The following is a 22,261-nucleotide window of genomic DNA, read 5'->3' as shown; positions in this document are numbered from 1 at the left end:
ATCGGCTAAAAAAGCACAACAATATGCGTATATGTTGTACAAACTCGGTATTTTAAGTAAAGAGCAAAAGGAAAAGATTTGTAACAAATAACCACCCAGTACAAAGTACTGGGTGGTTATTTGTTACATCGCATGATTGATAATGGTGTAGTTTTTATGGTTTACAACCGTGCGCTGTTCTAAGTCTAAATCACGATAGTTAGTCATATAAGTTAGGTCAACAATTACAGAGTTCTCATTTACCTTTTCTACAATACCTTTTAAACCATTTTTAAATTCAATTACGTTTCCTACCTCTGCAATTTTCATCGCAATCGCTCCTTCATTAGATTATTTTCAGAAAATTTATAAAAGTAAACCTAGTTAACGCTTTCTATTTTCTTTTTCTCAATTTTGCCTTAAATTGGTTAATTAGTAAAGATGTTTTTTTAAAAATGTAAAAAAAGACGTTTTTTTAAGTGAATTCTTCGACAAAAGGAGGGTAATTCGATATAGTACTGACATGTAGGATTATTTAATGATTAAAACATTAGAAATAGAAGGTGTCAATTATTATGAGAAATACAGGGTTAGTATTAGAAGGTGGCGGTATGAGAGGCCTTTATACAACGGGGGTACTTGATTACTTTATGGAACAAGATTTATATTTACCTTATGTGATTGGTGTTTCGGCGGGAGCCTGTCATGCAACTTCCTATTTATCACGACAAGTAGGAAGAAGCCGTCGAGCTAATCTAGATTATATAGATGATCCACGTTATTTGTCACTGCGAAATTATTTTAAGACGCGTGAGATGTTTGGGATGGATTTTGTATTTGAAGAAATTCCAACCAGCTTACTTCCATTTGATTTTGATTCTTTTCACAAGCGAACTGAACAGCTTGTAGTAGGCACAACGGACTGCGTAACGGGAAAGCCTGTTTATTTTGACAATCATGAGGACGATTTGTTGACCATTATTCGCGCATCAAGCTCGCTTCCATTTGTGTCAAAAGTTGTGGAGTATGGTGGTAAACAGCTGTTAGACGGGGGAATCAGCGATCCAATTCCAGTAAAAAAAGCAGAGAGTGATGGATTTAAGAAAAATATTGTAGTGTTAACACGAAATAAAGGATACCAAAAGAAAAAATCCAGTTCATCTTGGTTTACAAAGCGTTATTATCGTAAGTATCCAGGTTTAGTTAAGGCATTAGAGAACCGCTATAAGCTTTATAATGATACGCTTGCTTATATCGATGAGCAGGAGGAAGCAGGAAATATATTTGTGATTCGTCCACAGAAGCCACTGGTAGTAGGGCGAATGGAGAAAGACCGATCAAAGTTAGACGTTTTGTATAAGCAAGGATATGAAGAAGCTGCAGAACAGTATGATAAACTAAAAGAATGGTTAAAGGACTTTTCGTAGAAAGGAGTACATATAAATGAACGAAGAGGAAGTAATGAAGCAGTTAGATGCTCTCCGTGACGGCGAGATTCAAGAGCTACACGTTCGTAAAGAGGATTTTTTAGGGTTTCAACCTGTGCTTGTAAGAAGAGAGGATTTCAAGCATTTTCGCGGAGTAGCTGGTCGAGGTGGGAACTTTACGTATTATTATACCGAAACGCCTCGTAGTTAAGTTGAAACGCTAGCTTTCTTGAGCAGACGCTTATATAATGAAAGTAATGTGTAGCTATAGGAGGGATTACATGGACGATTTTCGAAAAAGTACAGCACCATTTTATTTTGCAGATTATATATGGAAAGATAAAAATGGACAGATGACATATGGGATGCTGTTAACAAACCGGCCAGCTGACGACCGGGAGTACGACCTCCATTCATTATTAGAAGAAGCGTTTGTTGAGCACAAAAAGGTTTCATTAACAACGGTTTATGATAATAGTGAACAGCTACTGTCAGGTTATGTCCTGGATTTATCAGACGATCAATCTGCGTTTACGTTTATGGACGATACAGGTGCTAAGCTAGTAATTGATTTCTATGATGTTGTAGAAATAGAGCTTGAAGATTAAAGAAGATGAAGCGTGTAAATTTGCGCTTCATCTTTTTTGTTTTGAAAGAAGAAAGAACGCATACAATGGGTCGTGATTTCTACTCCGGCTGCTCCCTTTCCGCAAGGCTCGGTCTAAGCCTAAGCCTCCTCGTAAACTTGCCGGGTCTCAGAGCACTCGCTAGTCCTGCAGGAGTCTCTCATCCTTCGTTGCAATCACAGGCTTCTTCGAGTAGTGGGAAAACTACTTATCTCTATGTATTGTTTGGGTGTGAAAGAGGGCAGAACGCGCACAATGAGTCGTGATTCTCACTTCAGATAGTTCGCTTCAATCACAGGACTTTTAAGGAAAAGGAGAAGTCATACTCTATATCTTTTTAATTCGATTTTCTAAGAGGAAAGTTTCACATAACGAATGATGACTTTGCCTGATAGGAGTTGTTTTACTCACAATATCTTGGGGGAAAGGTGTGGCATAGAGTTCGTTTCGAATAATTGCTTCTTTCAGCAAATGTAGTTATAGAGTAGTTAAATGTGCATTTATTTCTAGAATTGAAATGATTTTGAAGTGAGTCAAAAGTCTGAAAAGGGAAATATAAACAAGGTAATACCTACCTCCTTGCACAAAAAAATTCCTTCATTATGACAAATATATAGGATTATTGTCATAATCGTGTTTGATTCGTAATGTTATTAATCAAACTAAAAGAAATGTAAAGGAATCGTTCGGTGAAAGAGGTACTACGCTATGTTAGAGTAGTACCATACGAATTTTCAGGAGGTATTACCGCATGAAAAAGAGTTATGTTAAGTCTTTATTCATGATGCTAACTGCTATGTTTGCTCTTGGAAGCGTTCAGTCAGTCGCAGTAGCAGAAACGAAATATAAAGTCATTAAGGGAGATACCCTTGGGCAGTTAAGTAAACAATATGGTGTAACCATTGCAGATATAATGGACGAAAATAATCGTACAGACGAATGGATTTATGAAGGGGAAACGCTTCGTATTCCAGAAAAGCCAAACGGTCGAGATACTGATGGGCTAATTTCAGAGTCAAAAGTAGCTGAAGAAGAGAAAGCCGTTAAAGCGGTTGAAACGGAAGAAGTAAGCCAACCTGCTGAAGTAGAAGAAGTTAAGGCAGAAACACAGCCGGCTCCTGAAGGAATGGCCATTTCTCAAGGAGAGAAAGATTTGTTGGCACGCTTAGTAGAAGCGGAAGCAAAAGGTGAGTCGTATGAAGGAAAATTAGGTGTAGCTATCGTTGTCCTAAATCGTGTAGAGTCACAGCAGTTTCCAAACAGTGTTAACGGAGTAATTATGGAAGTGGTAGGGACTAGCTATGCGTTTTCTCCTGTTCAAAACGGCTCAATTAATAAGCCAGCATCTGATGAAGCACACCGTGCAGTGGAAGAGGCACTAATGAGAAAAGATCGCTTAAATGATTCCATTTACTTTTATAACCCTGACACAGCGACAGATGATTGGATTCGCTCTCGTCAAGTTGTAAAAACAATTGGAAATCATGTATTTGCAAAATAAAGAAAAAGTTTGGGACATAACAAAATGATTGCTTCTAAGAGACGAACAATAGCTGTTCCAATCTCTTTGGTTTGTCTGAACACGTTCGTTCCATTGCGCTACGGCCACTCGCTTTCCGCGGGGAGGAACCTGAGCTTCCTCGCTGCGCTGCGGGATCTCAGTTTTCCCTCTCTTTCCCGCAGGAGTCGAGTGTCCTACGCTCCATTCCACCCTGTTTCCAACATTGTTTTCACAATCAACAAAAAACCTGAACGATTAAAAGTGAGAAACTCTCAATCGTTCAGGTTTATCATTGGCTGAATTACTTATGTCCCAGCCTCTTTAATTTTTGATAAAAATTTCATTTTCTGTGGAACCTTTTGACCCTGTGACCACGAGTCCGATATCTGTATCAGCTTCTAGATTTTGTACAATAGTAAAAGGAACGTTATGTTTGTTTGCTATTTGAATATATTTTGATAAAAAAGAGTAGGAAATCGTTCCGTTTAAAAAGACTTGTCCACTTTGAACGTTAGTGATGGTTGTTTCAACCTCTTTATAAACGGTTGGCTTCATTACCTGTCCCTTAGTTAGAGCAATTTCAATTCGTTCACGTAAAGCAGTGAGGAAGTATTTACGCTCAGCTTGCTTTGTTTCTTGGGTGCCATATAGTCCTCTTTCTAAATATTCTTCGATGTTTTCACTCATAATTGTCACTCCTTCTTACGTATCATTTCCCCATATTTCAATAAAATATGAGGACTTCATATAAAAATATCATCTTTTAGAACATACTTAAAGAAATCCGATAAAAAGGGTTGCTATTTTGAAAAAATTAGTGTTTAATGAACATAGAACGAAAAGGAAATGATTTCATAAAGTTAAGATTGTAAGCGATTTCAGTTCGGTTTGTATAAAGTTGTTTGGGGAGATGACTTTATACAATAATAGCGCGTTTTGAGGTTTATAAAGGGGAGAATAAGCCTTAAACTAATGGTCAAAAAAGGGTTTTCCATTATAAAGATGCAATCATTTTATCCTTTTCATAAAATGGGCGATGAACGCAAAATTCATCGCCTTTTTTATGTCATTTTTTACTGAGCTGTATACCCGCCGTCCATTACAATGGCTTGGCCTGGCACTTCTTTCGCTTTATCGCTTGCTAGGAAAAGTGCATAATCAGCAATTTCATCAACTGTTAGCAAACGCTGATGTGGAACGAGGGGGTAGATTACTTGTTCTAATACTTTCTCAAGTGAGATGTTACGTGTTTTAGCTAAGTCTTGAAGTTGGTTACGAACAAGTGGCGTATCTACATAACCAGGACAAAGCGCATTTACTGTAATGACATCCTTCTCCAGTCATAAAAAGATGGTAGTAGTATTACCTGGGGGAATTGAGATATGTATTTATTTCAATAAATGAAAATGAAGCACGCCCACAGGGCGTGCTTCATTACAGGGAAGACTAACTATTTCTAACATTGTACACTTATATATTTCAAATCTAGGGAAGTTAATTCTAAACATAACGTTTAAACTTGTCAAGGGTTATAAGTTTAAATGTTAAAAAATCCCGCTTATGCCCATGTGAACTGAATAAGGAAATATATGCAATATCGTATAACATGATTTTTAAAGAAAAGGAGTGAGCGGTGGTTCACTTCTTTTCCTGTTTTAAAGGAAAAAAGAATAAAAAAAGCGAATATCATACATGACGTCAGAAAAAGTCGAATAAGGGGGAACTTCTATGAAACACATAGTTGGTTTTTTTAATGGGATTATGCAAAGGTATTTACCAGATCCATTTTTATTTGTCATTATCCTAACATTTGCAGTGTTTGGATTTGGGCTTATCTTTACAGATAGTACCCCAATAAATCTAGTGCAGTACTGGGGAGAAGGTTTCTGGGGGTTATTAGCTTTTTCTATGCAAATGATTCTAGTATTAGTTACGGGGCACGTATTAGCAAGCAGTCCTTTATGTGAAAAAGGATTAACGCGCCTTGCTAGCTTGCCTTCGACTCCAGGACAAGCAGTGGTACTTGTATCGATTATCTCATTACTAGCAAGCTTTATAAACTGGGGATTTGGGCTGGTTGTAGGTGCGTTATTTTCAAAGGAATTAGCGAAACAAGTGAAGTATGTCGACTATCGTTTATTAATTGCGAGTGCATACAGCGGCTTTGTCATTTGGCATGGAGGACTTTCCGGTTCTGTTCCTTTAACGATTGCGACACCTGGTCATTTTGCAGAAGACATGATTGGACTTATTCCAACAAGTCAAACCATTTTTTCTACATTTAACTTAGTGATTGTAGCCGCCTTGTTTGTAGCCGTACCGATTGTGAATAGATTAATGATGCCACCAAAGGAAGAAGCATTTGTAGTAGATCCTGACCTGTTAAAAGACTTTCAAGCAGCATCGGCTGAAGTTGAGCATATGACGCCCGCAGCACGTTTAGAGAATAGCCGAATTATTTCATTGACAATTGGGGCTGCGGGAATCGTATTTTTAGGTTATTACTTCGTGGAAAAAGGACTTTTATTAAATTTAGATATTGTCAATTTTTTGTTTCTGTTTCTGGGAATTTTATTTCATGGAACGCCTCGTAATTTTTTGAAAGCGGTAACAGAAGCTGTGAAAGGAACAAGCGGCATTATTATTCAATTTCCATTCTATGCAGGGCTGATGGGCATCATGGTATCTTCAGGGTTAGCAACTGTGATTTCAGAAACATTTGTTTCGATTTCAACTGAAACAACGTTTGCGATGTTTGTTTTTTGGAGTGCTGGAATTGTTAACTTTTTTGTACCGTCCGGCGGAGGGCAGTGGGCAGTTCAGGCTCCGGTAGTTTTAGACGCAGCTCAAGCTTTAGATGTACCAACTGCAAAAGCTGCCATGGCAGTAGCCTGGGGAGATGCTTGGACGAATATGATTCAGCCATTTTGGGCGCTTCCTGCTCTTGCAATCGCTGGGTTAAAAGCAAAAGATATCATGGGATATTGCGTCATGATTTTGTTAGTAAGCGGCGTCATTATTTCATTAGGATTGCTTATTTTTTAATACAGCGATTAGTAAAAGATGTTATCGATAAGCATGCAAAAAATGCCGATACTATAAATGCAGTAGAAGTCGATACTGTAGAAAACGTAAAATTTCTCTTGCAACCGCCACGGATTTTGCTATAATAGCCACGGTGGCTTTTTTAGACACTGGGTGGGTGAGGGATATTGAGAAAAGAAGGAAGAAAATTTGAAAGCGTTATTAGAAAATTTGTTTCAATTGAAGCATCATAACACAACGCTTGGAAAAGAAAGCGTTGCGGGCGTTATTTCCTTTTTATCAATTGTATATATCATTGCGATTAATTCAACTATTTTATCAGATGCAGGCATCCCATTAGAAGCAGGTATTTTTGCGACGGTGGCTGTATCGGTCATTGGTTGTTTACTGATGGCGTTTTGGGCAAACGCCCCGCTTATTTTGGTTCCAGGTATGGGAATCAACGCGTTGTTTACGTATACAATGGTACAGTCAATGGGATTAACGTGGCAAGAAGGACTAGCTGCCGTATTTATATCCGGCGTTTTGTTCACTTTACTTGCATTTTCAAGGCTATCTGCAAAGCTTGTGGCTGCGATTCCGCACTCTTTAAAAGAAGCAATTACCGTTGGAGTCGGGTTATTCTTAACATTTATTGGGCTTCAAAAAGGTGGATTGGTTATTCCAAGTGATACAACGTTTGTTGCATTAGGGAATCTATCAGATCCGTTTGTGCTTAGTACGTTGTTGACATTGATGATTACAATTGTGTTATTTATTCGAAATATACGCGGAAACTTTTTGCTCAGCATGATTGCTGGAACGCTTATTGCAATGTTGTTTGGTGTTCAAAATCAATCGAACGGCAGCACCTCTACAAGCTTTCAAGAATTTTTTGCAGGTTTCGGTGCCTTTTCGTTTACAGCGCTTGGACAAATTACGTTTTGGGCTGCGGTGTTCTCGCTAACCATGGTACTTGTATTCGAGAACATTGGATTAATTCATGGCCAATTAGGCATGATGGACCAACAGGAAAAGTTTTCAAAAGCTTTTCAAGCAAACGCTGTTTCTGCCTCTTTGGCAGGTCTCCTTGGCACGAGCCCAACTGTTGCTTCAGTTGAAGGAGCATCAGGTATTGCAGCAGGTGGAAGAACGGGACTTACGTCTTTAATTACAGGCGTGTTATTTTTAAGCTCACTGTTCTTTATTCCATTTATTAAGCTTATTCCAGATAGTGCAATTGCACCGATTTTGATTGTTATTGGTGGTTTGATGATTCAAAATATCAAGAACATCAACCTCCAAGATCTATCAGAAGGTTTCCCAGCGTTTTTAATTATCGCTCTAATTCCGCTCACGTACAGCATTGCTGATGGTATCGCTTTTGGTTTTATTGCATACCCGCTTTTAAAGCTTGCAATCGGCAGAATGCGTGAAGTATCCGCTTTCATGTACGTAATTGCGTTGTTATTTTTCTTGAACTTTGTTTTACATTATATTGCATAAAGTTAAGCAGCTGGATTGCCAGCTGCTTTTTTATTTGAATGGATGATTTTAAACTTCTAAAAGAAGGAATAAGGTAGACAAAATTCATGCGTGGTTGCACAACTTAGGGCTTCCTATGATGATAGGATTATTTTTGATGACTGTGCTTAATACGTAAAGCATGACGCTTATTATAACAGTAGAAGCTACTTTAACAACAGTTGGGATTTTACTGTTTGTTTATCATGTTTTGGCGCATTTAAAGTCGGAATAGAAGCAAAATATGTCGGCAATTAAAGGGAAAGAGATAAAGGGAAACGCAGTTATTTTATCGAATATCTAATAGTAAAATAACATAAGAAAAGCGTTTTTTATTTATCAAAAGCAGACTAGGCCTAATAAAAGGGGGAGCTCAGCGGTAAGAAGTCTAGTTACTTATTACGCCTAAAGAGTGGGGTATAAGTTTCTTACTGCGGAAATACTATGAATGAACAGCAGCAGTTTGTACGTGTGAGGGAGTTAGCAAATGAGATTATTCGTTTTAAGCTTCAAGATCGTGCGGTCTATAACGAAGTTGAGCTGCGCAATAGCGTCGAGTTATTAGCTCGCTCCATTGTAGATTTGGCAAATGTTCATTTAAAAGAAGATGCTAACCCAGAAACATCTCTTAAAGCAACAGTGTGTAAGGTGAAGATGGTGTATAACCATATGAATCAAAAAGCAAAACAGCAAGGTCTTGAAGGGGCATATCAAGAAATTCAGGATTTAAAATCGTATGCAAAGAATGAATATGAACAGAAGAATCTTTTAGGATAAGCGATTCAACTAACTCCTTCCTTTGTACAAAAAGAAAGGAGAGAGGTAAATTTGTCATCTTTAACAATGCCAGAAACCATTGTAGCATCATTATTAGCGCTATTTGTAATGGGAATTTCCATTCTGTTTTTTATGACGCTGATCTTAACGATTGTTAGGAGAGAACGTATTCAGGCTCTTGTAAAAGCAGGCAAGACAGGTAATGGTGCTCAGCACAGCCTAGGAGAATACCTCCGGGCAGTTTGGAAGAGACATTAAAAAAGTGCGAGGCAGGCGCTTCGCACTTTTTCTTATTTAGTAGGGATGCTATTATTTCGTGCTAAAACAATTTCCGCTGCTTCACTGACGGATGAAACAACAGCAGAAGCGTGTTTTTTCACTTCTTCAGGAGCTGTGGCCATCGCAAAGCTATTCGGCGTTAAGTGAAACATTGGAATATCATTAAAGGAATCACCCACGCATGCTACTTCTTCAGGTTGTAAACCTAAATGATCTAGTAAGATTTGAATAGCATTTCCTTTGCTGATGTGCTTTGGCATGATATCCAAACAGTTTTTGGCAGAAATGTAGGCATCAATTTGCTCTTTAAACTGATGTGTTAAATCAGCTTGAAGAGCTACCAATTCTGAGTGGTCTCCAAGGATTGTAATTTTAGATGGCGAGAGGTTTAATCCAAAAGAGTCGAGCATATTTTCCTGCTCCTCAATTGGGAAAAACATATGCTTTTCAATTTCATTAATGACGTCGGTTTTCGTTTCTACATAGTTCGTATCGTTTGAACAAACTAAGACGACGTGGTTAGGATTTAGCGTTTGTTTGTATAGGCTGGAAGCTAACTCACTTTCAAATACCTTAGCGTGTAGTGAATGATTATCTCTTGTCCAAACAAACGCACCATTTTGACTAATTCGATGAAAGTTATTTTGAATATCAGACGAAATTTTTAGAATTTCACTATCCATTCGTCCTGATGCTAAACAAACATCAATATTGCTTTCTTGAAGCTTTACTAACGCTTCAATATTATGTGTTTCAACATATTTTTCCTGATGAAGCAACGTACCGTCAAGGTCGCTGACAAATAGTTTGATCAACTTAAAAAAGCTCCTTTCAATGAACCGGTCATATTCTTATAAATAGTAGTATACATGCGTATTTATTGTATCAAGAAAACGCTTGTATTTCATATAAAAAGGCTTCCTCGAATCGGAAGCCTTTTTATCATGCTACTTGTGTATTAATGTTTTGATTAGTATAAGTACGAATCTGTTTAATATACCAACCGCCTACGAATAAAGTAAGAACTGTACCAATACCCATTGATAAACCATAATCTAACCCTAAACCTTCTGGAGCATAGAAGATATAGCAACAAACTACCGCCGTCATAAACATAGATGGAATTCCGCAAATCCAATGGTTTTTAGCATGTTGAAGCAAGTAAATGGTAGCTGTCCATAGCATGACAGTGGCAACGACTTGATTGGTCCAGCCAACGTATCTCCAAAGGAATGAATAATCAATTGTTGATAGATAAAAAGCTGGAACCGCAACGGATAATGTATAAATAAACGTTGCTTTTTTATTTCCTTTTTCTTCTTTATGGTTCTTACTAACAAGATCCTCTAAAATCATACGAGATGAACGTAATGCCGTATCCCCAGTTGTAATTGGTAGAATGATAACACCTAAAATAGCGAGAATGCCTCCTAATGTTCCAAGCCACGATGTTGAGATTTCATTTACTACCGCAGATGGTCCACCAGCAGCAAGTGCTTCTTGAAGGCCACCTGTTCCGTTGAAGAATGTCATTGCAGCTGCTGCCCAAATTAAGGTGATAACTCCTTCTCCAATCATCGCGCCGAAAAATACTTTGCGTCCGTCTTTTTCATTTTTTAGTGTACGAGCAACAATTGGACTTTGCGTACAGTGAAAGCCCGAAATAGCACCACATGAGATAGTTACCATTAATAGAGGCCAAATCGGCAGCTCTTGTGGATGAAGGTTTTCTAATGTTAAATTTGGTACAGATTCTTTTGAAATGAAAATAAGTGCAAATGCAATTGAGACAGCCATGAAAATCAATACTGCACCGAATAAAGGATAAATTCTTCCAATAATTTTATTAACAGGTAGGACCGTCGCTAAAATAAAGTAAGCAAAAATAATAATTAGCGATACGATAAAAGGTAAAGATGTAACGCTTGTAATTAACTGAGCTGGACCAGCTGTGAAAGCTGCCGCTACTAAAATCATAAGCACAAGAGAAACGACATTGATGATCTTTCTCATATTTGCTCCAAGATATTTACCAACTAGAGCTGGGTACTGTGCTCCACCATGGCGAAGAGATAGCATACCAGAGAAGTAATCATGTACAGCTCCTGCAAAGATACAGCCGATGACAATCCAGATGAACGCTACCGGTCCGTATAAAGCGCCCATAACGGCTCCGAAGATGGGGCCAAGACCTGCGATGTTTAAGAGTTGAATTAATGAACCTTTCCACCATTTCATCGGAACGTAGTCTAATGAATCAAACTTTTCATACGCTGGTGTTTGTTTGTTTGGATCTATAACGAAAATTCGCTCAACCACTTTTGAGTAAATGGCATATCCCCCGATTAAAAGGGCAATAGAAGCGAAAAAAGTAACCATGTGAACATCCTCCTAAAAAATAAAAGTTTTAATTGTTTGAAAATTTAATATTCTTATCCTAACAAATGTCAGAGGAGGTGACAAGGTATTTTTTTAGAAAAGTTAATTTTTTTAGTTTTTTAATGTTTGAATAGGAAAAATCCACCGTTAGATAACGATGGATTTTTCTTTATTTATTATAGGACGTTAAAATATTTAGCTTCTGGATGAGCGAACACAAGAGCGGTAACGGAAGCCTCAGGCTCCATCATAAAGCCGTCCGTAAGTTGAATACCTATATCTTCAGGCTCAATCAACTTAAATAGCTTGGCTTGATCTTCTAAGTCTGGACATGCCGGGTAGCCAAAAGAGAAGCGTTGTCCTTGATACTTAGCTGAAAATCTTTCTGCCATAGTAAAATCTGGAGAGTCAGGGAAGCCCCAACGGTCTCGAATTTGTTGATGAACACGTTCTGCCAAGCCTTCTGCTAGTTCAAGTGCTAGCGCTTGGAAAACGTGACTCTTTAGAAACTCACCGTTTTCTTTAAACTGAGCGGCACGTTCGCGGATTCCTGTACCGGCTGTAACTGAGAAGAAGCAGACATAATCCATTTCTTTCTCAACAGGCTTGGCAAAATCAGATAAGCACAAGAACTGTCCTTTCTCTTGACGCGGGAACGTGAAGCGCTCAATTTCTGTCTTCTGGTCAGAAGGGTCATAGATAATTAAATCATTTCCATCTGACTGCGCAGGGAAGAATTGATAGATAACAGCTGGCTTAATTAAGTTTTCCTTTAGAGCTAATTCCAGCAATTCATCTACCGTTTCTTTTAATTGAACGGCTCGTTCATCTTTTTCAGCAAGTAATTTATTAACTTTACCTTTAAGTCCCAGATGATGGCCTAAAAGCATTTGCCAGTTAATGTAGGGTAAAACTTGCGCCAAATCGTAATGCTTCACAACGTGACGTTTTAAATCAGATGGAATAAACACCGGAGCATCCGTTGATACAGCAGACCGTTGTAACACGGCTGTTGCAGTTGTGTTTTCCTGATGTTTTCGCTCTTTAAACGTGACTTTCTTTTCTTGACGAGCTTTTAAATCTTCAAGAAGCTGTGTAATCTCTTCTTTGTCCTGAAGCTTATTGGCAAGCGATAAGCCATCCATTGCGTCTTTAGCATATAGAACAGCACCTTCGTATTCAGGTGCAATTTTAAAATCAGTAAACTTACGAGATAGCGCAGCGCCTCCTACCATAATAGGCACGTTGATCTTAGATTGTGTAAGATCCTGAGCTGTTAATACCATCTGCTGAGCTGATTTTACTAGTAGGCCGGATAACCCAATGATATCAGGCTTTTCCTTTTGCACAGCTTCAATGAGCTGTTGAGGCGTTACTTTAATTCCTAAATCGACCACTTTAAATCCGTTGTTGCTTAAAATAATGTCGACTAAATTTTTACCGATATCATGTACATCACCTTTAACTGTAGCTAAAATCACTTTCCCTTTACCAGAATCGTTTTCTGACGCTTCCATATGCGGCTCTAAAAAGGCAACGGATGCTTTCATGACTTCAGCACTTTGGAGAACTTCGGCGACGATTAGCTGGTTATCATTAAACAAGCGCCCAACCTCTGCCATTCCATTCATTAATGGACCGTTAATAATATCCAATGGGTCATCATATTTAGCAAGCGCTTCTTGCAGATCCGGGAGCAGTCCTTCTTTTGTTCCTTCTACAATATACATAGCTAAACGTTCTTCAAGGTTTAAATTCGATACTTCGATTTTTGACTCTTTCTTTTTATCACGATAAAAGTCTGTAAACGAGCTTAACGTTTCATCGTTAGTAGTAAACAGTAACGCGTCTGCTAGCTTAATTTCTGCTTCAGGGATGGACGCATAGCGCTCTAACTTTTCAGTATTTACAATGGCATAGTCAAGACCAGCTTGCGTACAGTGATAGAGGTATACAGCGTTTAGCACTTCACGCCCAACAGGCGGTAAGCCAAACGATACGTTACTGACGCCGAGAATTGTTTGACAGTCAGGCAATGCTTCTTTAATCATTTTAATTCCTTTTACCGTTTCTTCCGCAGAGCCAATATACTGTTCGTCACCTGTACCAACAGGGAAAACAAGCGGATCAAAAATAATATCTTTAGGGTTGAATCCATGTTTTTGAACCAGTAAATCGTGTGAGCGCTTCGCAATTTCAAGCTTTCGCTCAGCGGTAACCGCCATACCTTCTTCATCAATTGTACCAACCACAAGAGCAGCACCGAATTTTTTTACAAGCGGTAAGATGGCATCGAACCGCTCTTCGCCATCTTCTAAGTTAATGGAGTTAATAATTGCTTTACCCTGTGAGTAGGTGAGGGCACGTTCAATTACGGCTTCGTCCGTTGAATCAATAACAAGAGGGACTTTGACTTTTTTCACAACCTCTTGGATAAACAGTTCCATATCTTCAATTTCATCGCGATCGGGATCGGCTAAGCAAATATCAATAACATGTGCACCATTTTTTACTTGAGCGCGCGCGATTTCAGAAGCTTCTTCAATCTTTCCTTCTGCAATAAGGCGCTTAAATTTACGTGAGCCGATAACGTTGGTACGTTCACCTACAAACAAAGGACGCATGGAGTCATCGTAAATTAATGACTCAATTCCAGAAACAGCATGGTTATGCTCAGGTCGATTTAATGGACGAGGAGAGACGTCTTTCACAGCTTCAGCCAACGCCTTAATGTGAGCAGGCGTAGTACCGCAACAGCCACCAACAAAATTCAACCAACCTTTGTCCGCAAAGCTTTTAATTTTTTGAGCAAGAAGTTCAGGTGATTCATGGTAGTTACCTTCTTCATCTGGAAGGCCAGCATTTGGGTAACAGCTAACAGCAGACGTTGCTAATTCAGATAAAGAGCGAATATGATCCGTCATAAACTCAGGGCCAGTAGCACAATTTAAGCCAACAGATAGAGGCTTGATATGCTCTAATGATAGATAGAAAGATTCAATATCTTGGCCCGCCAGCGTCGTTCCCATCGGTTCGATTGTTCCTGAAATCATAATAGGAAGCTCTTTGCCCGATGCTTCAAATGCAGCTGTAATTCCTAAAAAAGCGGCTTTTACGTTTAGCATATCTTGACACGTCTCCACCAGAAGGAGGTCAACGCCACCGTCTAATAATCCACGAACTTGTTCTTCGTACGACTCGACCAATTCTTGAAAGGTAACTCCGCCCGTTACCGACAATGTTTTTGTTGTAGGACCAATAGCTCCGGCTACAAACCTTGGCCACTCAGGCGTTGAAAACTTATCTCGTGCTGCCACCGCTAGCTTTACAGCTTCGATGTTTAGCTCGTAGGCAAGGTGACCTAAATCGTACTCATCTAATACAATGGAAGTAGAGCCAAACGTATTGGTTTCAATAATATCAGCACCTGCAGCGAAATATTCTTCGTGAATACGCTGAATAACGTGAGGAGCTGTTAGGGTTAAATACTCATTACAACCATCGTACTCTTCGCCACCAAAATCAGCAGCTGTTAAATTTGCGTCTTGAATCATGGTTCCCATTGCACCATCAATAATTAATATTCGCTTTTGTAATTGTTCTTGAATTAATGAGGTCATTTAGTTCTTCCTTTCTGTCGTTACAAGCTGTTTATCGTTGATATAACGAGTTAAAATCTCGGTCATTTCGTAGCGCAAAAACGGTGTAATCAAATAGATACCATTAAATAATTCATAGGCAGTATCGATTAAGTCTTTTGCAATTGCTAATCCTTCAACTTCACCTTTAATTCGATCTTCTCCAGTAGCATCCATGCGTGCTAAAATATCTTCCGACAATTTAATTCCGGGTACTTCATGATGAATGAAGCGAGCGTTACGAGCACTTGTTAGTGGCATGATGCCGATATAAATTGGAGCATCTAAATGTTTCGTTGCTTCGTACACTTCTTCAATTTGTTTTGTTGAGTATAGCGGCTGTGTAATAAAATAGTGAGCACCGTATGAAATTTTCTTTTCAAGTCTGACAACTGCACGGTCTAAATGTCGAACGTTTGGGTTAAATGCCGCTGCGATTGAAAAATTGGTTTTTTGTCCAAGTGGCTTTCCTGAATAGGATAATCCTTCATTAAATTGAGCAATTAAGCTAATTAAATCGAATGAAGAGACATCATAAACGGACGTAGCTCCAGGGAAATCTCCAATCTTTGATGGATCTCCTGTAATGGCTAATACTTGGTTAATGCCAAGTGTATGAAGTCCCATTAAATGGGATTGAAGTCCGATTAAGTTACGGTCACGACACGTAATATGAACAAGCGGTCGAGCATCCGTTTGCTGCTGGATAAGCGATGCCATTGCTAAGTTGCTTACTCGAGGTGATGCCAAAGAATTATCTGCAAGGGTAACCGCATCAACACCAGCCTTATGAAGAGCTTTTGCACCATCTAAAAATTTTGTTGGTCCGAGCTGTTTTGGTGGATCAAGCTCAACGATAATTGAACGCCTTTCTTTCACAAGATCATGGAGGTGTGGTTCCTTTGTTTGTTCTTGTTCTTTGATTTCTACAACTGGTCTAATCTTTACTTTCTTTTGCGTAATAGGCTTTTCATGCTTCAATGCTTGTGACATCGCTTGAACATGAGCGGGCGTAGTACCGCAGCATCCACCTACTAAACGAACGCCTTGATTGCGAAAAGCTTTGGCGCTTTCAACGAAATAATCTTGATTTGTAGCGTACTCCACTTTTCCTTCTACATAAGCTGGTAAGCTTGCATTTGGATAAGCTGATAAGAAAGCACGATCTAAAAGCGGAACTTCTTCAAGCGATTGAATCATATGAGAAGGGCCTAAACGACAGTTCAGACCGACAACATCTGCACCTAAAGATTCTAACTCTTGAAACGCATCATAAAGGGATGTTCCATTTTGCAATACGCCAATATCATGGAGTGAAACATGCGTAATGATTGGTTTTGATGTCTCTTTTCTAGCCAAGGACAACACCGTTTTTAATTCTTCAAAATCGTAGTATGTTTCAAATAGCAAGCCGTCAACGCCTTCATTTAACAGCCAAAATAGCTGCTCGCGAATGCTTCGTTTTACTTCTTCTGTTGAGATGGAATTTTTTTGAAATGAGCGAATGCCTCCTAGTGTACCGACCACGTATGCATCTTTCTTAGCAGCTTGCTTTGCAATTCTGACGGCTGAAATGTTAATATCTTTGACAGCATCTTCTAAACCATATCGTGCAAGCTTTTGATAATTGGCAGCATATGTATTGGTTTGAATGACATCTGCACCTGCTTCTACATATGCACGATGAATGCGCTGAATCTCTTCTTTTTTTGTGATGTTTAGCTCTTCAAAGCAGCTATCAATTCCATGTGAATACAGAAGGGTACCAGTTGCACCATCTCCTATTAAAATGCGTGATTGTAAATCTTCAAGTAACCCCATTTGAAAACCTCCTTAAACGTTCTATTTCATCTGTTATCAGTTGTGTTCAAATAAAAAAAGAAAATGAATTAACAAAAAAAGCCTTCTGTAAGAAGAAGACTTTATTTCTTCTTCTTATCTTCCAAGCGATTTGCTTGCTGGATTTAGCACCATGTCATTTCGACTGGTTGCTGAGGTTTCAAAGGGCCAGTCCCTCCACCTCTCGTGATAAGAATCCATATATGATTATTATTTTAGTTCATTCTGCGATATGTTTACTTAAAAAGAAACGAACGATAAAGATGAAATTTAATCTTATTATCTAATTTATCTGATTTTTGTATATTATACAAGACAATTTCGAAAATTTCACTAATAAATCATAAGAAGAGGGTGGGCATAACAAAACAAATTTCCAAAAATACCAACACTCCCTTTTCGCACCTCTTTACGTTGTCAGAACACGTTCGTTCCATTGCGCTATGGCCACTCGCTTTCCGGGGGGAGGAACCAGAGCTTCCTCCCTGCGCTTTGGGATCTCAGTTTTCCCTCTCTTTCCCGCAGGAGTCGAGTGTCCTACGCTACGCTTCATTCCAGCCTATTTTCAACATTGTTTTCACAATCAATAAAAAACCTGAACGATTAAAAGTGAGGAACTCTCAACCGTTCAGGTTTATCATTGGCTGAATTACTTATTTCTCAGCCTCGGAGTGCATTGAATTAAATTGTTGAAATCTACGTGTTAGAAAAGAAATTATCTAAATAGGTTTAATCAACAGGTCGTCCTTTAGAAGCCTCTAAAATTTGGAACCACTGCATGCGATTCACCTTTAAGTCCAACGCTTGAATAGCTACATCAATGCGGTTCATTTTTCCAGACCCGACAATCGGCATAATAGTAGCTGGGTGAGCTAGTAACCAAGCATAGACAACTTGATCTAACGATTTCGCTCCAATTTCTTCACCGATTTCTGTTAGCTTGTTTCGAACGCGAATGGAACGCTCATCTTCAGCAGTGAAGATGGAGCCGCCACCTAGTGGTGACCAAGCCATTGGCGCTATCTTATGCTGCTGGCATTGTTCAATTGTGCCTTCTTCAAAATGGTTTAAATAAGTAGGCGAGACTTCAATTTGATTCGTAATAAGTGAAAAAGGTAAGAACGATTGAAGTAAATCAAACTGTGAACGTTTAAAGTTCGAGACTCCAAAGTAGCGTACTTTTCCTTCTTCTTTAAGCTGAATAAACGCATCTGCTACTTCTTGTGGATCCATAAAAGGATCTGGACGGTGGAGGAGTAAAACATCTATATAGTCCGTATTTAAATTCTTTAATGACTGGTTGGCGCTGTTGATGATATGTTCTTTGCTCGTATCATAAAAATTAATTTTACGCTCTGGATATTTATCAGACGTTAGCTTAATGCCACATTTTGTAACAAGCTGCATAGACTCGCGTAAAGAAGGCTTTTGCGCTAACGCTTGCCCAAATAACTTTTCACAGCTGTAGTTACCATAAATATCCGCATGGTCAAATGTAGTAATACCTCGATCTAAGCATTGTTCAATTAGAGTTTGCGTATCATTTGTTGATAAGTTCCAATCGGCTAAACGCCATAACCCATGAATAATTCTTGAAAACTTTAAATCTTCCGCTAGCTTTATGTATTGCATACCTTCAACCCTTTCAAAAGAACTAGATAGTAAATTCGCTTTGATTATAACAGGTAGATAAAGCGATTACATCTTTAAAGATTCGTCATTTTTACTTTGCCTCTACATATAGTTTAGTACAAGCTGCTTTTCTGAGCGATAAGACATGTTGTCATAAAGATTAAAAAATAGTGAGTTCCAAGAAAATGAGGTGGAGAACTTGAGTAAATGGAAGCTGACGCTACAAGTAGCTGCTACCTATATCGGTACGGTAGTGGGGGCTGGGTTTGCAACGGGTAAAGAAATTGTTCAATTTTTTACTCAGTATGGCTCAATGGGTTTATTCGGAATTTTAATTAGCGGTTTGTTCTTTATTTGGTTAGGGTCAAAAATGATGCTTATTGCACAATCGATTGATGCAACGTCTTATCAAACGTTAAATACGCATCTATTCGGTACATTTATGGGGAAGCTGATTAATGGATTTACCATTATTATTTTGTTTGGAGTCACATCCGTTATGCTAGCGAGTACGGGAGCAATTGCAGCCGAACAGTTTGGACTTTGGCCACAGGTGGGTATGCTTCTTACAATTGGTTTAGCATACATATCAGTGTCCAAAGGAATTAATGGGTTACTATTTGTTAATTCACTTGTAGTGCCAATGATGCTTGCTTTTTCAATTTTAATCTTTATTCCACACGCTCCTGATTTTTCATTTTTACAAGTGTCAACGGTTCATTTTCAAGGGGATTGGAACTGGCTGATTAGTCCTTTTTTGTATGTGGCTCTTAATTTAGCATTAGCACAAGCCGTCCTTGTTCCTTTAGGAAGCGAAGTGAAAGATAGAAAAGTCATTAAAAACGGTGCGGTTTTAGGAGGAATTGGTTTAACATTTATGATGGTGGCAACGCATTTAGCTCTTTCAAACTTGCCGTATGCATACCATTTAGATATTCCAATGAGTGAAGTAGCAAAACATATTGGCCTTTTCGTTAATTGGCTCTTTTTACTAGTAGTTTTTGGAGAGATTTTCACCACACTAATTGGAAATGTATTTGGAATTGCTAGACAGATTCAATCCATATTGCCAATCTCAAATCAGCGAGCTTTTGCCTTTATCTTTGCGCTATGTTTTCTAGTTGCACAGGTTGGGTATGGAGAGTTGTTGAAGGTGCTGTATCCGATTTTCGGCTATATTGGATTAGCACTTTTAGTTATGCTCTGTATCAAAAAAGAAAAAAGTTAACTCTGTAAGTTAAGTGAAAATGTGTTAAAAAGTGTGACAACTGTTTAAAGCTTTGCTATAATAAGGTCAAATTCGACAGATATTGTCGACATAAATATCCTTCGGGGTCGGGTGTAAGTCCCAACCGGCGGTGATAAGGCAATGCCTTTAAGCCCGTGACCCGTTTTCGTATTTTTCGATAACGGTGGATCTAGTTAAAATCTAGAGCCGACAGTAAAAGTCTGGATGGGAGAAGGATCAGGAGCACAGTGGATGTGTAGCGATTACATAGGCGTAATGGCTTTTTTAGAAAACCGTTATATCCAACTGCTTATTTAGTATATCGCAAAGTGAGATGGCTATTAAGTGCTATCTTGTTTGTGGATGCTTTGTATACACTGATTCTAAAAACAACCCCCTTGGACACTTGTTTAAGGGGGCTTTTTGCGTACATTGTATGGGGAAAGAAGGTGAAAGAATGTTTACAGGAATTATTGAAGAAATTGGTCAAGTGAAACAAATTAACAAAGGAAAAGAAGCAATTGTATTAACTATTGAAGCACATGTTGTCCTACAGGATGTGTCTCTAGGAGACAGTATTGCAGTTAATGGTGTGTGTCTGACAGTAACTTCATTTTCAACTAATCGATTTACCGTTGACGTGATGCCTGAAACGATCAAAGCGAGTACGCTCCAATTATTGACCGTGGGCTCAAAGGTTAATTTAGAGCGTGCGATGAGCGCAAATGGACGGTTTGGTGGTCATTTTGTGAGTGGGCATGTTGATGGTATCGGTACAATTGTGAATAAAGAGCGAAGAGGCAATGCTGTATATTATGAAATTAAAGTAGACCCTAGCCTTCGTCATTATATGATGTTAAAGGGCTCTGTTACTGTTGATGGGACAAGCTTAACGATATTTAATGTTACAGATCATTCTTTTACAATTTCTTTAATTCCGCATACTGCCAAAGAAACAATTATTGGAAGAAAAGAACGAGGAGATGTTGTTAACATTGAATGTGATATGTTAGCCAAATATATTAAAGAAATGATGATGAAACCTTCATCTGCTCCTGCACCGAACCCTTCCAATATGCAAAGTTTACTCGAAAAGCACGGGTTTACAAATTAAAAGAGAGGTGAGAAAAATGTTTCACACAGTAGAAGAAGCAATTGATGATTTAAAAAAAGGTAAAGTGGTTATTGTTTGTGATGATGAAGACCGCGAAAACGAAGGGGATTTTATTTCACTAGCTGAAACGACTACTCCCGAAATCGTTAACTTCATGGCAACGCATGGTCGAGGTTTGATTTGTACACCAATCACAGAAGAAGTTGCTGCTAAATTAGAGCTTAATCCTATGGTAACAACCAATACGGATATGCATGGTACAGCTTTTACTGTTAGTGTTGATCATGTATCAACAACAACGGGAATTAGTGCTCATGAGCGTTCGGCAACCATTCAAGCATTAATTGATGATAAAGCTAAAGCTACAGACTTTCGTAGACCGGGTCACGTATTTCCTTTAATTGCGAAAAAAGGAGGAGTATTACGACGTGCAGGTCATACAGAAGCTGCCGTTGACTTAGCACTTCTTGCTGGAGGTAAGCCTGCGGGTGTTATTTGTGAAATCATGAAAGAAGATGGAACTATGGCACGCGTGGCAGACCTTGCTGTGATCGCAGAGCAATTTGACTTAAAAATGATTACAATTAAAGATCTTATTGCATATCGTCGCAAGCATGATGAGCTTGTAAAGCGCGAGGTAGAAATTCAATTACCAACTGCTTTTGGTGACTTTAAGGCGATTGGATATACAAATAAAATTGATGATAAAGAACATGTAGCTATTGTAAAAGGTAAAATTAATCCCGAAGAACCTGTTCTTGTTCGTGTTCATTCTGAGTGTTTAACTGGCGATATTTTTGGATCCAAACGCTGCGATTGTGGACCACAGCTTCATGCAGCACTGTCAAAAATTGAAGAGGAACAATCGGGAATCCTTCTTTATATGCGTCAAGAAGGAAGAGGTATTGGGTTAATAAATAAATTAAAAGCATATGAACTGCAAGAGCAGGGATATGACACGGTTGAGGCTAATGAAAAATTAGGGTTTGCTGATGACCTTCGTGAATATGGGATTGGTGCGCAAATTTTAAAGGATTTAGGCGTGAAAAAGATGAAGCTTTTAACCAATAACCCGCGTAAAATTACCGGTTTAAAAGGTTATGATCTTGAGGTAGTTGAACGTCTTCCAATTGAAATGCCAAAGGAAGCCGAAAATGAGAAATATTTAAATACAAAAGCGACGAAACTAGGTCACTTATTACATTTTTAATTATTTAATTTACACCACTAGTGTCGCATTAAAATAATTCAGCGCTTTATAAAAATCTAAATTTTCAGTAATTTTATCTTTGCA

At 38.6% G+C, this 22,261-nt stretch carries 20 protein-coding genes, 1 pseudogene and 2 riboswitches; of the genes and pseudogenes, 11 read left to right on the top strand and 10 right to left on the bottom strand.

Features of this window, described 5'->3' with window-relative positions:
• Positions 1-123: 123 nt before the first annotated feature.
• The gene (locus AC1UFB_RS05845) at positions 124-309 is read right to left on the bottom strand and encodes a YkvS family protein (RefSeq protein ID WP_025908421.1); all 186 of its coding nucleotides are present in this window, start codon (positions 307-309) and stop codon (positions 124-126) included.
• 242 nt (positions 310-551) lie between these two features.
• Here AC1UFB_RS05845 and AC1UFB_RS05840 point away from each other — a divergent pair, with 242 nt between their 5' ends.
• The 4 genes from AC1UFB_RS05840 (at position 552) to AC1UFB_RS05825 (ending at position 3,533) form a co-directional block, all read left to right on the top strand.
• Complete coding sequence (locus tag AC1UFB_RS05840; RefSeq protein ID WP_061786161.1) at positions 552-1,406, top strand: patatin-like phospholipase family protein; 855 nt, start codon at positions 552-554, stop codon at positions 1,404-1,406.
• Positions 1,407-1,422: 16 nt separating this feature from the next.
• Positions 1,423-1,617, top strand: coding sequence for a hypothetical protein (locus AC1UFB_RS05835; RefSeq protein WP_025908423.1), 195 nt, complete (start codon positions 1,423-1,425; stop codon positions 1,615-1,617).
• 70 nt (positions 1,618-1,687) lie between these two features.
• Positions 1,688-2,014: a hypothetical protein gene (locus AC1UFB_RS05830; protein WP_061786160.1), complete on the top strand. Its 327-nt coding sequence runs from the start codon at positions 1,688-1,690 to the stop codon at positions 2,012-2,014.
• 769 nt (positions 2,015-2,783) lie between these two features.
• Entirely contained in the window at positions 2,784-3,533 is a 750-nt protein-coding gene (locus tag AC1UFB_RS05825) for a cell wall hydrolase (RefSeq protein ID WP_025908425.1), read from the top strand.
• On the opposite strand, the gene AC1UFB_RS05820 is transcribed toward AC1UFB_RS05825, so the two are convergent.
• The 3 genes and pseudogenes from AC1UFB_RS05820 to AC1UFB_RS05810 form a co-directional block, all read right to left on the bottom strand.
• On the bottom strand, positions 3,429-3,743 hold the full coding sequence (locus AC1UFB_RS05820) for a hypothetical protein (protein ID WP_482588724.1): 315 nt from the start codon (positions 3,741-3,743) through the stop codon (positions 3,429-3,431). The two genes, AC1UFB_RS05825 and AC1UFB_RS05820, sit on opposite strands and share 105 nt — an antisense overlap.
• 111 nt (positions 3,744-3,854) lie before the next feature.
• Positions 3,855-4,223, bottom strand: a complete 369-nt coding sequence (locus AC1UFB_RS05815) for a YueI family protein (RefSeq protein ID WP_025911362.1) — start codon at positions 4,221-4,223, stop codon at positions 3,855-3,857.
• Positions 4,224-4,606: 383 nt separating this feature from the next.
• Positions 4,607-4,858: pseudogene (locus tag AC1UFB_RS05810) on the bottom strand (SDR family oxidoreductase); the annotation flags it as partial.
• Positions 4,859-5,261: 403 nt separating this feature from the next.
• Here AC1UFB_RS05810 and AC1UFB_RS05805 point away from each other — a divergent pair.
• From AC1UFB_RS05805 to AC1UFB_RS05790, 4 genes are all read left to right on the top strand, one after another.
• The gene (locus tag AC1UFB_RS05805) at positions 5,262-6,578 is read left to right on the top strand and encodes a short-chain fatty acid transporter (RefSeq protein WP_482588722.1); all 1,317 of its coding nucleotides are present in this window, start codon (positions 5,262-5,264) and stop codon (positions 6,576-6,578) included.
• Positions 6,579-6,767: 189 nt separating this feature from the next.
• Positions 6,768-8,063 (top strand): NCS2 family permease, encoded by a 1,296-nt coding sequence (locus tag AC1UFB_RS05800; protein ID WP_025909171.1) that lies wholly within the window; start codon positions 6,768-6,770, stop codon positions 8,061-8,063.
• Between the two features lie 462 nt (positions 8,064-8,525).
• Positions 8,526-8,858, top strand: a complete 333-nt coding sequence (locus tag AC1UFB_RS05795) for a hypothetical protein (protein WP_226372988.1) — start codon at positions 8,526-8,528, stop codon at positions 8,856-8,858.
• A 51-nt stretch (positions 8,859-8,909) separates the two neighbouring features.
• Positions 8,910-9,116 (top strand): hypothetical protein, encoded by a 207-nt coding sequence (locus AC1UFB_RS05790; RefSeq protein ID WP_326046558.1) that lies wholly within the window; start codon positions 8,910-8,912, stop codon positions 9,114-9,116.
• Positions 9,117-9,148: 32 nt separating this feature from the next.
• Here AC1UFB_RS05790 and AC1UFB_RS05785 read toward each other — a convergent pair whose 3' ends face one another.
• The 6 genes from AC1UFB_RS05785 to AC1UFB_RS05760 form a co-directional block, all read right to left on the bottom strand.
• Positions 9,149-9,952 (bottom strand): Cof-type HAD-IIB family hydrolase, encoded by an 804-nt coding sequence (locus tag AC1UFB_RS05785; RefSeq protein WP_025909174.1) that lies wholly within the window; start codon positions 9,950-9,952, stop codon positions 9,149-9,151.
• Positions 9,953-10,079: 127 nt separating this feature from the next.
• Positions 10,080-11,516, bottom strand: coding sequence for a carbon starvation CstA family protein (locus tag AC1UFB_RS05780; RefSeq protein ID WP_025909175.1), 1,437 nt, complete (start codon positions 11,514-11,516; stop codon positions 10,080-10,082).
• Positions 11,517-11,692: 176 nt separating this feature from the next.
• A complete protein-coding gene (metH, locus tag AC1UFB_RS05775; protein WP_482588719.1) occupies positions 11,693-15,136 on the bottom strand; it encodes a methionine synthase in 3,444 nt (1,147 codons plus the stop codon).
• A complete protein-coding gene (locus AC1UFB_RS05770; protein ID WP_328101538.1) occupies positions 15,137-16,975 on the bottom strand; it encodes a bifunctional homocysteine S-methyltransferase/methylenetetrahydrofolate reductase in 1,839 nt (612 codons plus the stop codon).
• 111 nt (positions 16,976-17,086) lie between these two features.
• Positions 17,087-17,189, bottom strand: a riboswitch (SAM riboswitch).
• A gap of 213 nt (positions 17,190-17,402) precedes the next feature.
• Positions 17,403-17,546, bottom strand: a complete 144-nt coding sequence (locus AC1UFB_RS05765; protein ID WP_482588717.1) for a hypothetical protein — start codon at positions 17,544-17,546, stop codon at positions 17,403-17,405.
• 176 nt (positions 17,547-17,722) lie between these two features.
• A complete protein-coding gene (locus tag AC1UFB_RS05760; RefSeq protein WP_025909178.1) occupies positions 17,723-18,625 on the bottom strand; it encodes an aldo/keto reductase in 903 nt (300 codons plus the stop codon).
• Positions 18,626-18,824: 199 nt separating this feature from the next.
• Here AC1UFB_RS05760 and AC1UFB_RS05755 point away from each other — a divergent pair, with 199 nt between their 5' ends.
• From AC1UFB_RS05755 to AC1UFB_RS05745, 3 genes are all read left to right on the top strand, one after another.
• Entirely contained in the window at positions 18,825-19,853 is a 1,029-nt protein-coding gene (locus tag AC1UFB_RS05755) for a YkvI family membrane protein (protein WP_100347424.1), read from the top strand.
• A 93-nt stretch (positions 19,854-19,946) separates the two neighbouring features.
• Positions 19,947-20,094: riboswitch (FMN riboswitch) on the top strand.
• A 216-nt stretch (positions 20,095-20,310) separates the two neighbouring features.
• The gene (ribE, locus tag AC1UFB_RS05750; RefSeq protein WP_100348194.1) at positions 20,311-20,967 is read left to right on the top strand and encodes a riboflavin synthase; all 657 of its coding nucleotides are present in this window, start codon (positions 20,311-20,313) and stop codon (positions 20,965-20,967) included.
• Between the two features lie 16 nt (positions 20,968-20,983).
• Complete coding sequence (locus AC1UFB_RS05745) at positions 20,984-22,177, top strand: bifunctional 3,4-dihydroxy-2-butanone-4-phosphate synthase/GTP cyclohydrolase II (RefSeq protein WP_061786322.1); 1,194 nt, start codon at positions 20,984-20,986, stop codon at positions 22,175-22,177.
• Positions 22,178-22,261: the final 84 nt, after the last annotated feature.

The organism is Priestia sp. KCTC 13724 (genome assembly GCF_056820425.1).
This window is presented reverse-complemented; position numbering and strand designations above follow the sequence as displayed.

Coding starts and splice junctions, on each gene's coding strand:
- AC1UFB_RS05765 (WP_482588717.1), bottom strand. CDS start 17,546: ATGAAGCGTAGCGTAGGACACTCGACTCCTGCGGGAAAGAGAGGGAAA.
- AC1UFB_RS05795 (WP_226372988.1), top strand. CDS start 8,526: ATGAATGAACAGCAGCAGTTTGTACGTGTGAGGGAGTTAGCAAATGAG.
- AC1UFB_RS05845 (WP_025908421.1), bottom strand. CDS start 309: ATGAAAATTGCAGAGGTAGGAAACGTAATTGAATTTAAAAATGGTTTA.
- AC1UFB_RS05805 (WP_482588722.1), top strand. CDS start 5,262: ATGAAACACATAGTTGGTTTTTTTAATGGGATTATGCAAAGGTATTTA.
- AC1UFB_RS05760 (WP_025909178.1), bottom strand. CDS start 18,625: ATGCAATACATAAAGCTAGCGGAAGATTTAAAGTTTTCAAGAATTATT.
- AC1UFB_RS05830 (WP_061786160.1), top strand. CDS start 1,688: ATGGACGATTTTCGAAAAAGTACAGCACCATTTTATTTTGCAGATTAT.
- AC1UFB_RS05780 (WP_025909175.1), bottom strand. CDS start 11,516: ATGGTTACTTTTTTCGCTTCTATTGCCCTTTTAATCGGGGGATATGCC.
- AC1UFB_RS05835 (WP_025908423.1), top strand. CDS start 1,423: ATGAACGAAGAGGAAGTAATGAAGCAGTTAGATGCTCTCCGTGACGGC.
- AC1UFB_RS05825 (WP_025908425.1), top strand. CDS start 2,784: ATGAAAAAGAGTTATGTTAAGTCTTTATTCATGATGCTAACTGCTATG.
- AC1UFB_RS05745 (WP_061786322.1), top strand. CDS start 20,984: ATGTTTCACACAGTAGAAGAAGCAATTGATGATTTAAAAAAAGGTAAA.
- ribE (WP_100348194.1), top strand. CDS start 20,311: ATGTTTACAGGAATTATTGAAGAAATTGGTCAAGTGAAACAAATTAAC.
- AC1UFB_RS05770 (WP_328101538.1), bottom strand. CDS start 16,975: ATGGGGTTACTTGAAGATTTACAATCACGCATTTTAATAGGAGATGGT.
- metH (WP_482588719.1), bottom strand. CDS start 15,136: ATGACCTCATTAATTCAAGAACAATTACAAAAGCGAATATTAATTATT.